Genomic DNA, 13040 nt, shown 5'->3' with positions numbered 1-13040 from the left:
GAGCGGACGCGAGGCGCTGCCACGGGTGCAAGGCACCGGCGGCCGCGCGAACGCACCACCGGGACACCCCGCCCAGGGACGATTATGGTGTCAGGGCAGGTCTCCTGGCTCGCGGGTCGCCGCCTCTCGTCCGGCCTTCCCGAAGCTTGCGCTTCAGTGACGCTGAATGGACGACAGGCTCGCCGCTTACAGTTGCGGGGGCAGCGCCGGCCTCGCCTTGAGGCTCACCGGCTTCCCTCTTAGCTGCGACGCAAGCGACGCCGCAGACCCATGACTGCGCCACGATGAGGGCGCCAGCGACGATTGTCAATCGCGACATAAAGACATCTTTATGTCGGCATATGATCTGGGCTGCTTCGATTGTTGTCGATAGCGCCCCTTTCAACCAGCTTACGAACCCTTGGCGCGGCAGAGTCCGTTGTCGGCGGCTTGTTCCGAGTCCGCAATTGGCACACTCATGACCTCCAGAGCGGTAAGCGGAATCGTCTGCTTTCAGGAACCCGATAATCAGATCTCTACGTCCGACATCGGGGCGCAAAGCTGACCTCGCTGAAAGGCGGCGGGGGCAGGTATGGGGCAGCGCGCATCATGGGGCTATAGTGAACACATCGTTCTCTTCTTGGTCGCTCGCGGCCCGCCACCTACGCCCGGGCATCCTACGCTACGCCATGAAGTCAGATCGCCGCCGGCGGCCGATCACGGGGCAGGCGTCCTAGACCGCGACGTGGTGCTTTCAGCTTCTGCCATCTCAGGCCGCGTCAGTGTCCCGTTTACGCCTTGCCAATCGTCTTGCCAGTAGAAGGGCGGCAGCGAGGCGCGCGGAATGCAGCGGCAGTTGATCGGGGAACCAGCGCATCCTCTCGGCGCGGCGACGGCAGTTGAGTCAGCCGTGTGGCCGGGGCTGCGGATCGAACTCGGGCCTTGGGAACCGGGGTGGCTGACGGCGCAGGAGTTCTTTACCTCTGCCGCCGCGATTGACGACTTCCTCGCGCATGAGCGGGCGCTTTATCCGGGAGCCGATCTGAAAAGCAGCGCCGCGTTCATGATGCGGGACTACCTCTCCATCTTCTCGCTGGCGACCGTTCCGCTGTTCCTTGGTCACGGCCTCGTGCCAGATCTTGCGCCCGCACGCGTCGCGCTGTGGTTCCACGACGTCGTGCATGAGCAGGACGGCCGGACATATGCGGTCCGCCGGGCACATGTGCGCTATCTCTCGCAGGCCTATGCGACGGATCAGCTTGACGCTGCTTGTCATGCGGACGCACAGGCCGTCGCCGACAGGTCTGTCCTGTGCGAGCAGTTTCGCGCGGGGCTGGAAGATCACGTGCAACCGCTCGTCGTCGCCCTCAAGGCCCGAACGGGGCTCGCCTCCGGTGCGCTCTGGCGGCTGGCGGGGGATGCCATCGCCGGACGTTTTCTCGACGTGGGAAAAAAACTGGGCCGGCTTGAGGAGGCCAAGGCCACCGCGCTGTTGATCCTGAAGCAGCCGGGTTCGCCTCTCGCCAACCGTCAGCTGCATTTCTTCGACATCGAGCTGAACGGCGACGCCGGGTGCCCTCTGGGCGTGTGGACCTTCCGCGCCCGCGGCGGTTGCTGCCGCTACTACACGCTTGAGGGCGGCACCGTCTGCACAACCTGTGTGCTCAAGCCCGCGAACGAGCGCGACGCCGAGATGCGCGCGGCGATCCGGCGCCACCTCGGCCTCGACGAGACGGCCTCCGGCTAAGGAGCACGCGTCGTCGCGGTACTGCTCCAAGAATTTTTGCCCCTGCGAGTCCCAGATCCCCCGCATGGATCGTCACTCCAGCAAGCGGCCGGGGGAAGGCCGATAGAAGCAACGGGCAGCGGCGCCTTGAACGCCGCGTGGACGGGGATTTCGATGACCGCAGGGGCACACGCATTCATGGGCGCGCGGGCGCGCCGCCTTTTCCGGCTTGCGCTTCTGGCGAGCACGATCCTCGCCTTCGGCATGGACGCCGCCACGGCGCAAAGCGCCGCGCCCGCGCGCACCAACCAGCAGGCGATCGCCATTCCGCCGGGCACGCTGACCGCCGGGCTGAACCGGCTCGCGGCGCAATCGGGCATCGAGATCCTGTTCGACGCCGCGCTGACCAGCGGCCGCCTGACCCAGGGGGTCAGCGGGACGATGACGGCGGCGGCGGCGCTCGACGCCCTGTTGGCCGGCACGGGAATTCGCGCGCGCTTCGCCGGCGGAAACCAGGTAGTGCTCAGCGGCCCGGAGGCGATCGAAGCCGACAACCTGACCTTCGGCGGCGAAATCTCGCTCGATGCCATCGCCGTCTATGGCGCACGCAACGCGCGCACGCTGCAGGATGTCAGCGCCAGCGTCGGCGTGGTCCGTGCCGAAGAGATCGAGGATGGCGAGATCCGCTATCTCCGGGATTCCTTCCGCCTCCTCGGCAACGTGATGAGCAGCGCGACGCTCAATGCCGGCTTCGTCATCCGCGGCATGAGTTCGGAAGGCTTTGTGCCGGCGGGTGCGCCGGCGGGCTCGCTCTATGTCGATGGCATCCTGCAGACCCGCTACAACGCACGCTTCGGTGCCCGCAGCCTGTGGGATGCCGAGCAGGTCGAGGTCTACCGCGGCCCGCAATCTACGCTAAGCGGCCGGGCGGCGATGATCGGCGCCATTTATCTCAAGTCGAAGGATCCGACGTTCGAGAAGGAGATCGAGATTTCCGGTACCGCTGGAAACAACGACCTCTACGGCACCGCCTTCGTCGTCAACACGCCGCTGGTCGGCGACCAGATGGCCCTGCGGGTGTCCGGCTCCTTCGAGCGGTCGAAGACGCCGATCTCCTACCCGACCTTCGTGAATTATGCCGGCTATGAAGATCTCACCACCGAGATCAGCCAGAATATCCGCGCCAAATTGCTGATCACGCCCTCGTCCCTGCCGGACACGCGGGCACTGCTGACCTACTCTTACTCGAATGACCGGCCCAATGAGCGCCTGATCGGCATCGGGCCAGGCTTCGATCTCGACGACCATCGGGGGGATTTCTACGACCCGGTCACTTACGCCGAATATCGCGCGGTGAAGGTTCACAATCTCGGCCTTGAGGTCACGCACGACTTCTCGGACACGCTGCGCCTGACCTCGATGACGGGCTACCAGTATGGCGAGACCACGCGCCGGTCCGTCGACGCCGATACGCCGGGCATTGACAACGGCATCTGGGGCACGGTCGACGACAGCCTTTTCACCCAGGAAGTCCGGCTGAACTATGAGGGGGACCGCTGGAAATGGGTCGCGGGCCTCTATGGCAGCCAGCAGAACTTCGACAGCGAGTTCGATGCCGTCGCCTATTCCTACTACCAGTGGGATCAGTATCAGAACCGCAAGACGACCAACCTCGCCGCCTTCGGCGAAGCGACCTATGAATTCCTGCCGAGCTGGTTCTTTACATTCGGTGGACGCATCGACTATCTGCGTGAGCAGATTGTCGAGGACAATGCCGAAGGAATCTATGGCGGCACTCTGCCAGTCGTCACCAATGAGGCGGATTTCAACGAGACCAACTTCGTTCCAAAGCTTGGCCTGTCGAAGAAGTTCGGCGAAAATCACACCACCGGCTTCACCTTCAGCCAAGGGTTCCGCACCGGTGGATTTTATGTGAATTACGAGACGCTTGAGCCGGAATATTACGACCCGGAAACCGCCAACAATTACGAGCTGTTCTACAAGGGCAGTTTCCTCGACAACCGCCTGACCATCAACGCCAATCTGTTCTTCACCACCTATCAGGACCAGCAGGTGGAGATCCGTCCCGATCCGGCGCGGCCTTCCTTCCGCATCACCACCAATGCGGCCTCGTCGCAATCCTGGGGTTTCGAGTTCGAGCCCAACTTCCAGGTGAACGAGCGCCTTTCCGTCTTCGCCTCGGTCGGCTACCTGAACACGCAGTTCCTCAGCTTCGACCACGCGGAGTATGGCGATCTGTCCGGGGAGGCATTTCCCGAGGCGCCGGAATGGACGGTCGGCTTCGGTGGAAAGTACTTCTTCGAAAACGGCATCTATATCGGCGCCGATGCCAAGTACACATCGAGCTACACGGCTCGTTTCGGGGTGCCCCCGCTCGACTATATGGATTCGCGCTTCATCGTGAATGCGCAGGCCGGCTACCGGGCGGAGCACTGGGAGATCACGTTCTTCGCCGAGAACCTGCTGGACGAGGAGTATCTTACCGTCGTCGATTACGACGCCACCCCGGTCTATGGGCAGCTCGGTCCGGGGCGCTCCGTCGGCGTCAACGTCCGGGCGCGCTTTTGAGCTACACCTTGATGGCGCGCACCCTCGGGCGGCTGCCGGGCCCCCGGTTCTGGCCGCGCGGATGGGCAACCGTCCGTTGCGCGGCCACGGTCGCGGCACTGGCCTGCACGGCGGCCGCGGCCGAGCCGTCCCTTGCCGGATGCGCCGGCCGCGTCGTCGTGCGCCATGTCCTGGGAAGCCCGGTCTGCGTTCCTTCCCGTCCGCAGCGTATTGTCACTCTGGATCCATGGCTGAGCCTCGGCATGCTGCAAGAACTGGGCGAGCCGGTCGTCGGGGCGCCGCTGATTGGCGTCCAGGAACCGCATGTCCGGGCCGCCCTGGGTCCGGAGGTGGTCGATGTCGGGCATCCGCTGCAACCCAGCCTCGAACGCCTCGTCGGCCTCAAGCCGGACCTCATCATCGGCAGTTCCTACCTTCATGGCTCGTCTTATGACTCGCTCTCGCGCATCGCCCCGACGTTGCTCATCGACCCTATCGACTGGAAGGCGCATTTCAGGCTGATGGCAGAAGTGAGCGGCCATGCCGAGCGCGCCGACGCGCTCATCGGCGCCTATGAGGCGCGGGCGGCCGCCCTCCGCTCCCGGGTGCCCGACATCCGCATCTCCGTCGTGCGCATCGGCCCGAGCGGCTTTCAGGTCTATCTTCAGGGACCGGCGGCCTATGGACCCTATGCCGTGCTGCAGGAAGCCGGCATCCGGAGGACCGAGTACGAAATCACCAGCGACCAGACGGTCGTGAAGCGTCCCGACTGGGAGGAGATCGCCGCGCTGGAGGGCGACGTGCTGCTTTATGTCGTCGTCAGCGGCTACGACACCGCGCAGGACGACGCGCTGGAGGCGGAAACGCTCGCCAATCCGCTCTGGCAGATGCTGCCGGCGGTGCGGGCCGGCCGGGCTTACCGTGTCGAGCGGGGGCACTGGATGGGGTTCAGCGGCGCCGGCTCGGCGCACAAGGTGCTGGACGACATCGAGCGGTTCGTTCTGGGGGCACCGTGAGCGGGGTGCGGAGCCGGATGGGCGCGCGCCATGGCGGCCTGGGCCTGACCGCCGCCGCCGCCGGGGGCGCCGCGCTCCTGGCGATGGGGCTTGTGATTGCGGCAGTCGCCGGCATCGCCGTCACCATGGGGGCGGCTCCGTTGTCCCTGTGCGACGTCACGGACGCTCTGCTCGCCTTTGACGGGTCACGCGAGCACCACGTCATCACAGCCATACGCCTGCCACGGGTCATCGCCGGCCTACTGGCCGGTGCCGGCCTCGGCGTCGCGGGGGCAATCATGCAGGCGGCGACGCGTAATCCCCTCGCCTCGCCCGACATCCTCGGTATCAATGCGGGGGCCGCCTTCTGCGTTGTCCTTGCGATGGCGGTGACAGGCGTCGTGTCCGGTATCGCCCTGGTCGGCTGCGCCCTACTTGGCGCAGGCGTCGCCGCGATCATGGTCTATCTGCTGGGCTCGTCCGGACCGTCCTCGGGAAGTCCGGTCAGGCTGGTTCTCGCCGGCGCCACGTTGTCCGCCTTCCTCGCCTCGCTGACCACTGCCATTCTGATCGTCGAGCAGAGTACCCTCGACCAGATCCGTTTGTGGGCGGCGGGCTCGCTCTCCGGCCGGACCGCGGCGCAGACGACGGCGGTTGCACCGTTCATTCTGATCGGCCTTGCCGGCGCCATGGTCTTTCGCCGCCAGATCACGACGCTGAGTCTGGGGGGCGACATTGCCCGCGCCCTCGGGCAGGAGCCCGTTATCTGGCGGGCGGTTCTCTTCGCCCTAGTGATCCTGCTCGCCGGCAGCGCCGTGGCGCTCGCCGGCCCGATCGGATTTGTCGGCCTTGTTGTTCCCCACATGGCGCGACTGATCGTCGGCGTCGACTATCGCTGGATCCTGCCCTTCAGCGCGCTAGGTGGGGCGCTGCTTCTTACAGTCGCAGACCTGGCGGGACGGTTGCTGCTCAGCCAGAGCTTTCCTGTTGGCGTGACCATGGCACTGATCGGCGGGCCGTTTTTCGTCTGGCTGGCCCGCCATCGCCTGAAGGGGACCGCCGCATGATCCGCATGGTCCTGCTGCTGCTCCTCCTGATTGCCGCGCTCGCGGCTGCCGCGCTGTCGCATGGCGACCATCCGTTTGCCTGGAGCGAACTCGCCTCGGTGCTGACCGGCCGTCCTACGGCGACCCGACAGGCCGAGCTTGTCGTGATGGATTTGCGCCTTCCCCGGCTGCTGCTCGCCTTTTTAGTCGGGGCCGCGCTGGCGGTGGCGGGGGCGGGGGCGCAGGCGATCCTGCGCAACCCGCTCGCCGAGCCCGGCCTTCTCGGCATTAACGCCGGCGCCGGCCTCGCCGCCATGGTGGTGATGGTGGGCCTGCCTTCCGCGCCGATTTCGCTTCTGCCGGTCGCGGGCTTCCTCGGCGCCAGCGCCATGGCGGCGGCAATCTACCTCCTCGCCTGGCGCGGCGGCACCACACCGCTGCGCCTGATCCTGATCGGCATCGGCCTCGGCTCCGTGGCGATGGCGGGGACGGCGCTGGTGTCGACGCTTGGCGACATCAGGGACGTGCAGCGCGCCCTCATCTGGCTGGCGGGAAGCGTCCACCATGCTAATTGGATGGGTGTGCAGCTGCTCGCCCTCTGGCTGGCCCCGCCCATGGCGCTGGTGATGCTGGCGACGCGCGAACTCGATCTGATCGGCCTCGGCGATCTCCCGGCACGAGGCCTCGGCCAGCGCGTCGATCTCATCCGCGGCATGATGGTCCTGCTCTGCACGGCGATGGCGGGCGCTGCGGTTTCGGCGGCCGGATTGATCGGCTTCGTCGGGCTGATCGCTCCGCACGCCGCCCGGCGCCTTGTCGGGCCATCCCACGCCCGGCTCATCCCGATCACGGCATTGCTTGGCGGTGCGCTGGTGATGGCCGCCGACTTCACGGGCCGGAGCATCGCCGCTCCCCTTCAGCTTCCCGCCGGTCTGTTCACGGCACTGATCGGCGCGCCCTTCTTTGCCTATCTGCTGTGGGGGCGACGCCATGGCTTCTCATGATGTCCCAAGCGACAAGGGGCTCGCAACCCGCGCGCTTTCGCTGGCCTATGGACGCACATCGATCATCGATGGCCTCGATGCCGCGTTTCCGACCGGCGCCTTCTCCGCGTTGATCGGTCCCAATGGCAGCGGAAAATCGACCCTGCTGCGGGCTCTCGGCGGTCTGCTCAGTCCCAGCGCTGGCGATGTCCTCCTGGATGGGGCCTCGATCTCGCGGCTCCCGGCGAAGGAAATGGCGCGGCAGGTCGGGATGCTGCCGCAAGGGCCTGTCGCTCCGGAAGGCCTCACCGTCGAGGCTCTCGTTCGACAGGGCCGCTATCCCCATCGCACGCTCTTCGGTTTCTGGTCGGAGCGGGACCGTGACGCCTGCGAGGACGCGCTGAGGCTGACGGGCATGGAGGAACTGCGTGAACGCCCGCTCGACAGCCTGTCGGGCGGCCAGCGCCAGCGCGCGTGGCTGGCCATGGCGCTCGCCCAGGAAACCGGCACACTGCTGCTGGACGAGCCCACGACCTTTCTTGACCTCGCCCACCAGATCGACGTGATGGAGGTGATCACGGATCTGGTGCGCGCGCGCGGCAAGACCGTGATCGCTGTTCTCCACGACCTCAACCAGGCCGCTCGCTACGCCGACCACATAGTGATGATGAAGCAAGGGCGCATCATCGCCGCGGGGCGACCGACGCGCATCATGTCGGCGGACAACATCGAGCAGGTGTTCGGCGTACGGACCCACATCGTCGCCGATCCGGTGACGGGCACTCCCATGTGTGTTCCGCTTAGACGGTGTCGGAAACAATCGCCGTCGTCAGCCGGCCGCGAAGGCCGATCGGCGTTGTCTGAATAGTCTTTCGGAAACAACGCGAGGACACGGGCGTGCGCGCGCCCTCCAGGTCGCTCGACGTCTCTGGAACCGTTCTAACCTATTGATATTGCAGATATTTAATATTCTTGCTAGGCATGTCTGACGTGCTGGTCAAGGGCCGCGCGGCGTACCGAAACCTCGACAGGGTGTCAGCGATCCGACACGTCTCGTGCCAGCTCCCCGCCATCGGATGCTGATCCCTTTTGTCTGTTGCACAGGCCGTTGCAAAGCCAGAACCATGACGACATTCCAGGGATCAGCCTCGTGCCTTGCGGCCATGGACGGCAGCGAATTGCTGAACCGCGCCATCGAGGCACATTATGAGGACATTGCTGCCGCCGTTCGACGGCGCGGCCATTCACCCGGGGCGGCGCTGGAGATCGTCCACGACCTCTATCTGAAGCTCGCGGCCAACCCGGATGTCCTGCGCGACAAGCGGTCCCTCGGCGGCTTCCTGTGCCGGGCGGCGGTGAATCTCGGGATTGACCGCTTTCGCCGCGAGCGTTTCGAGGCGCAGCTGTTTTCGGGAACGGAAGAAGAGGCCGGCGCCCTGGCGATGGAAGGGGTCATGCCGGACCATGGCCTCGAGGTGGAGGCGCGCATCTGCCTGCTGAGGGATGCCATTCGCGAATTGCCCGCGCGCCGTCGCGCCATCTTCATCCTGCACCGGCTTCATCATCTGTCGCCCGATGACATCGCCGCCCGGCTGAGGATCAGCCGAAACATGGTCGATCGTCATCTGCGGCGCGCGCTCACCCACTGCCTCGATCGACTTCTTGAGATCGGCTAGAAGTCCCGGATCGATAGGCTGGTTCGTCTATCGAATGAGCCCGCCGATCTTTCGGAGATATGATGCCCGTCAAGCGAGCCACGCGCACGCAGCACCGTCGCCATGAGGAGGCGGCGGACTGGCTGCTGCGCCAGAGCGGCACCGCCCTCGACCCGACGGAGCAGGCGGCCTTCGAGACGTGGCTCGAACACGATCCTGAGAACCGGCGCGTCTACGAGGTGGCCCGGCGGCTGATGGGCGAGGCGAGCGCCGCCATCCGCTCCGATCCCATGCTGCAGGCGTCCGACCGAAGTCCCCACTCCATGGCCAAGCCGCTGCTGGGCTGCCTGCTGGCGCTTGCCATAGCCGGCGCGGCGTTCATGTTGATGGATGGGCCGATGCGCTTTCGCGCCGACGCGATCGCCGGCGTAGGGGAATTGCCGGTGGTGACGCTGGCCGATGGCTCCCGCGTCCAGCTCAACGCCTCCTCCGCCATTGCCTTCGATGAGACCGACGATCACCGCACCGTACGACTGCTGCGCGGCGAGGCGCTGTTCGAGGTCGCGCGCGACCCGATGCGCCCCTTTGTCGTCGAGGTCGGCGACCTACGTGTCACCGCGCTCGGCACCGCGTTCGATGTGCGCCTAGGTACTGACGCAACCGATGTCGTCGTGACCCAGCATGCGGTGCGGATCGACTTTGCCGACGATCAGCATCCCTCGCTGCGTGTCACTGAGGGCGAACGGGCAGTCATTGACGAGCGGACCGGCCGAAGCGAGATCGCGGAAAGCGACACCGCGCTCGCGCTCGCCTGGACTCGCGGCCAGCTCGTCCTCGACAACACGCCGCTGTCCCAGGTCGTCACCGAGATGAACCGTCATTTCTCCGGCAGGATCGTGGTCCTCAGCCAAGAGCTGGCGCAGCGTCGCGTAAGCGGAACCATGACCATTTCCGACACTCAGGCCGCACTCAACTTTGTGGAGCGCGCGCTGGGCGTTTCTACGAACAGGATCGGCCCTGTAATCGTCATCCGGAACTGATGTACCGGCTTGCCTCAGGCAAGAACCAGACCTTATCGCGCTCTAGCGAAAACATAGTTCTCTTCTTGGTCGCTCGCGGCCCGCCATCCCGATTACCCTCTATGGCCTGATAGCGCTGCGGATCGCCGCACGCCACCGTGCGGTATAGAGAACCGCCGTTTCCACGCTATTGTTCGACACTTGCGTCGCGAGAGCGTCAGTGCGGCAGGTTTCGACCAGAGCCAGTGGTTTAGGTCCGCGCTGACGATCGTCTGGTCGCGACGGAAGCTGCCGCGCGGACTGATTAGAGCGGACCTTCCGCAACGCGCCGCCATTCCGGACGTTCAAGTTGCCATTTCGATTTCCCAAAAGCGGTCGGTCCGCTCTGGTCCTAGCAACATCGAGAACGGGTCGGATTGCGGACGGGAGGTGGCAGAATACTCATGTAGCCCTCGCGCCGGGCCCGCGAGCAGCCCTAGGTGTTTGATCCCAGGCTTTGATGGTGCAGTATTTTCGCAGGAATGGAAGGATGCGCTATGGGCCAGGTTCTCCATGGATGCACCACGACGACGGGGGCGATCCGTCGAGCGATACAGCATAGTCAAGAGAGCCTGAGGGCTCCGGCTCAGCGCTACGGAATCAACTAGAAGACCGTGGCGACATGGAAGCAGCGGACCTCGGTCGCCGACCTGACGACCGGACCTACGGCGCCGAGGTCCAGCGTTCTGGCACCGGAGGAAGATGGACATCGCCGAGGTGCAGACGGCGCAAGGCAGGCTGCATCTTTCGGTCGGCATCGACCGCAGCTCGAACTTCGCCTTTGCCCCGCGCGTCGATAGGGCCACCACGGCGACGGCGCGTGCCGTCCTCGATGCGTTGGTGGCCGCCATTCCCTACGGGATCGAGATCGTTCTGACGGACAACGGCAGCCAGTTCGCCGACCTGCGGAAGAACCGTCCGGTCCGACCGCCCTGTTGGGCGGGTATCCGTTTTACCGGGCCTTTCAGGCGCATGGCATCGACCACCGGCTGACAAAGCCCCGGCATCCCTGGACCAACGGGCAGGTCGAGCGGATGAGGCGCACGATCAGGGAGGCTACCGTCAGGCGCTTCCGCTCTCATAGCAACGATCAGCCCGAGCCAACCCAAAAGCTCTGTCGCCGCTTGCAACTTCGCCCGGCACCTCAAGAGCCTGAATGGCCCCACGCCCGACGAATTCATCTGCAAACGATGGACTTCAGTGCCACAACAATTCAAGCTCAATCCAATCCACCAAATCCCGGGACTAAACACTTTCAGGGAACACAGGGTCAAGCCGCAGAGCACAAACCCGCTCGGGCGCCTGAACGGCGAGATCAAGCGACACCGAGGTCGCCGGCATCTTCCCCAATGACGAGGCCATCATTCACCTCGTCGGTGCTTAGATGCCTGAGCAAAATGACGAATGGGCCGTCCAACTTGCCCGCTACATGACGCTGGAAACCATCGCCTCGCTGGGGAGTGATGCCCTCATCAGCGTGCCGGCCGCGACATCCTGATCAGCAAGGCAAGCGTCGAGACGTATGCGCGACCGCCAACCCAGCTACGCCACGTGGCGGGACACGATCAAGATGGGCCGCCCTTGACCTCAGCGCCATCCGTTTCAGCGAGGCGGCCAGGTCCCGCTCAGTGCTTCGGTAAACTCCTTGCTGAGCCGATATCCTACCTAAAGCCTTGCCTTTCCGGCGCGCGGGACGTCATCGCTTGCCGCGGCCCTTCCGGTTCAATAGTGATGATCGCGCCCACCCTGGCGCCGCCCGCCGCCCCAGCTTTGCCAGTATCTATGGAGGCAGGCCAATGCCGAAGAACGCCGCGATGCTTCACCCGCTGGCGTTCGGCAACCGGACGAAAATGCAGTCGACGTCGCTGCTGTCGATGCAGGAGCAGGTGCACCGCATGCTCGGCTGGAGCGCCGAATATGACGCGATCGGCGATGCGTCGACCTTCGCCACCCAGCAAGCCTCCATCACTGTCAATGGATTGAAGCTCAGCGGCCTGTCCCACTCGCCGCTCCGCACCCGCGTCGAATCGAATGAACTGTCGTTCTTCATGCCGGTGGAGGGTGGAGCGATCCGCTCCACGGTGAATGGCAAATTGGTCGAGTGTCATGTCCGGACCAACGCGCTGCTGGCGCCGGAAGGCGAGAGGATCGGCGAAGGCGGCTATCGCTCCATCCTGGTTGCCGGCCTGGACCGGAGCCGGCTGCTGCAAACGGCAGGCGCCATGCTGGGCCGCGACGAGATGAGGGTGGATCTGGGCGCGCCCAGTGTCATGCCGCTGGTCGCGGCGGGGGTGAATTTCGATCTCATGCTGCGGGGCGCCTGCAGCCTGTTGGAAGCCAGCAATCTGTCGGGAGAGGCGGCGGCGCGTTTAGGTGTCGATGAGATCTTCTATCGCGCGATCTGCGGCATGCTGCTGCGCGACCGGCTGTTCGGCGAGACCGGGGACAGGTCGTCAGGGGCGTCGGCGGACAGGCGGCTCGAGCGCGCCTGCGACTATGTCATGGCCAATCTGGACCGACGCATCACCCTGACCGACCTTGAAGCCATCAGCGGCTTGTCGGCCCGCAATCTTCAATACGCCTTTCAGAAGCGGTTCGGCTGTACGCCGGTGACGTGGATTCGCAATGAACGGCTGAATGCGGCGCGCGACCTGCTCCTGGCCGGAGGCGACGCGGACAATGTCACCACGGCGGCGCTCGCCTTCTGCTTTTCCAATCTGGGGAGCTTTTCCCGCCACTACCGAGAGCGATTCGGCGAATATCCCGCCGTGACTCTCGCCGCCGCGCGCGGCAGGAGCGGCTGACAAAAACAGCAATAGAGGGCAATGCGCGCGGAGGTAAAGTAGGTGTCATAGCACCTCAATCCGCCGCTTCGGCCGGTTCTCCGCCGCCGATCCGGCCTTCTTCCGGTTGCACATTTACAACACAGCAAAATTTGACTGCGGCCGTTTCGCAATCCGGATGCTGCCTGCGCAATCCGGATATCGCGGTAACCCGCTGTTCGCGCACGTTCGACCCAGGATCCCGCCC

9 protein-coding genes, 2 pseudogenes and 1 riboswitch are annotated in these 13040 nt (G+C 65.1%); all 11 genes and pseudogenes read left to right on the top strand.

Going from position 1 to position 13040, the window contains the following annotated elements; translation table 11 throughout:
* Positions 1-76: 76 nt before the first annotated feature.
* A riboswitch (cobalamin riboswitch) is annotated at positions 77-288 on the bottom strand.
* A gap of 535 nt (positions 289-823) precedes the next feature.
* The gene (locus A3M1_RS25470; protein WP_051087062.1) at positions 824-1726 is read left to right on the top strand and encodes a ferric iron reductase; all 903 of its coding nucleotides are present in this window, start codon (positions 824-826) and stop codon (positions 1724-1726) included.
* 153 nt (positions 1727-1879) lie between these two features.
* Complete coding sequence (locus A3M1_RS0124730; protein WP_157626343.1) at positions 1880-4294, top strand: TonB-dependent receptor; 2415 nt, start codon at positions 1880-1882, stop codon at positions 4292-4294.
* 11 nt (positions 4295-4305) lie between these two features.
* The gene (locus tag A3M1_RS0124725; RefSeq protein ID WP_018391674.1) at positions 4306-5289 is read left to right on the top strand and encodes an iron-siderophore ABC transporter substrate-binding protein; all 984 of its coding nucleotides are present in this window, start codon (positions 4306-4308) and stop codon (positions 5287-5289) included.
* On the top strand, positions 5286-6335 hold the full coding sequence (locus A3M1_RS0124720; RefSeq protein WP_245261976.1) for an iron ABC transporter permease: 1050 nt from the start codon (positions 5286-5288) through the stop codon (positions 6333-6335). The genes A3M1_RS0124725 and A3M1_RS0124720 overlap by 4 nt, the downstream gene beginning before the upstream one ends.
* Positions 6332-7318, top strand: a complete 987-nt coding sequence (locus tag A3M1_RS0124715; protein ID WP_018391672.1) for an iron ABC transporter permease — start codon at positions 6332-6334, stop codon at positions 7316-7318. The genes A3M1_RS0124720 and A3M1_RS0124715 overlap by 4 nt, the downstream gene beginning before the upstream one ends.
* Positions 7305-8165 carry an ABC transporter ATP-binding protein gene (locus A3M1_RS0124710; protein WP_018391671.1) on the top strand — a complete coding sequence of 287 codons (861 nt, stop codon included), beginning with the start codon at positions 7305-7307 and terminating at the stop codon, positions 8163-8165. Before A3M1_RS0124715 ends, A3M1_RS0124710 begins: the two co-directional genes overlap by 14 nt.
* Positions 8166-8460: 295 nt before the next feature.
* A complete protein-coding gene (locus A3M1_RS0124705) occupies positions 8461-8973 on the top strand; it encodes an RNA polymerase sigma factor (protein ID WP_018391670.1) in 513 nt (170 codons plus the stop codon).
* 62 nt (positions 8974-9035) lie between these two features.
* A complete protein-coding gene (locus tag A3M1_RS0124700) occupies positions 9036-9992 on the top strand; it encodes a FecR family protein (RefSeq protein WP_018391669.1) in 957 nt (318 codons plus the stop codon).
* Positions 9993-10507: 515 nt separating this feature from the next.
* Positions 10508-11264 (top strand): annotated as a pseudogene (locus A3M1_RS26285) (DDE-type integrase/transposase/recombinase); the annotation flags it as partial.
* 9 nt (positions 11265-11273) lie between these two features.
* A pseudogene (locus A3M1_RS26815) lies at positions 11274-11508 on the top strand (transposase); the annotation flags it as partial.
* A 298-nt stretch (positions 11509-11806) separates the two neighbouring features.
* A complete protein-coding gene (locus A3M1_RS0124690) occupies positions 11807-12814 on the top strand; it encodes an AraC family transcriptional regulator (protein WP_018391668.1) in 1008 nt (335 codons plus the stop codon).
* The last annotated feature ends 226 nt before the right edge of the window (positions 12815-13040 follow it).

It is taken from the genome of Ancylobacter sp. FA202 (genome assembly GCF_000380205.1).
Taxonomy (GTDB): Bacteria; Pseudomonadota; Alphaproteobacteria; order Rhizobiales; family Xanthobacteraceae; genus Ancylobacter.
Note: the sequence above shows the minus strand (reverse complement) of the source record. Positions and strands in the feature narration are given on the sequence as shown.

What these genes read in the sequence shown, in the direction of transcription:
- A3M1_RS0124715 (WP_018391672.1), top strand. Translation starts at nt 6,332, where the DNA reads ATGATCCGCATGGTCCTGCTGCTGCTCCTCCTGATTGCCGCGCTCGCG.
- A3M1_RS0124730 (WP_157626343.1), top strand. Translation starts at nt 1,880, where the DNA reads ATGACCGCAGGGGCACACGCATTCATGGGCGCGCGGGCGCGCCGCCTT.
- A3M1_RS0124705 (WP_018391670.1), top strand. Translation starts at nt 8,461, where the DNA reads ATGGACGGCAGCGAATTGCTGAACCGCGCCATCGAGGCACATTATGAG.
- A3M1_RS0124710 (WP_018391671.1), top strand. Translation starts at nt 7,305, where the DNA reads ATGGCTTCTCATGATGTCCCAAGCGACAAGGGGCTCGCAACCCGCGCG.
- A3M1_RS0124725 (WP_018391674.1), top strand. Translation starts at nt 4,306, where the DNA reads ATGGCGCGCACCCTCGGGCGGCTGCCGGGCCCCCGGTTCTGGCCGCGC.
- A3M1_RS0124690 (WP_018391668.1), top strand. Translation starts at nt 11,807, where the DNA reads ATGCCGAAGAACGCCGCGATGCTTCACCCGCTGGCGTTCGGCAACCGG.
- A3M1_RS0124700 (WP_018391669.1), top strand. Translation starts at nt 9,036, where the DNA reads ATGCCCGTCAAGCGAGCCACGCGCACGCAGCACCGTCGCCATGAGGAG.
- A3M1_RS25470 (WP_051087062.1), top strand. Translation starts at nt 824, where the DNA reads ATGCAGCGGCAGTTGATCGGGGAACCAGCGCATCCTCTCGGCGCGGCG.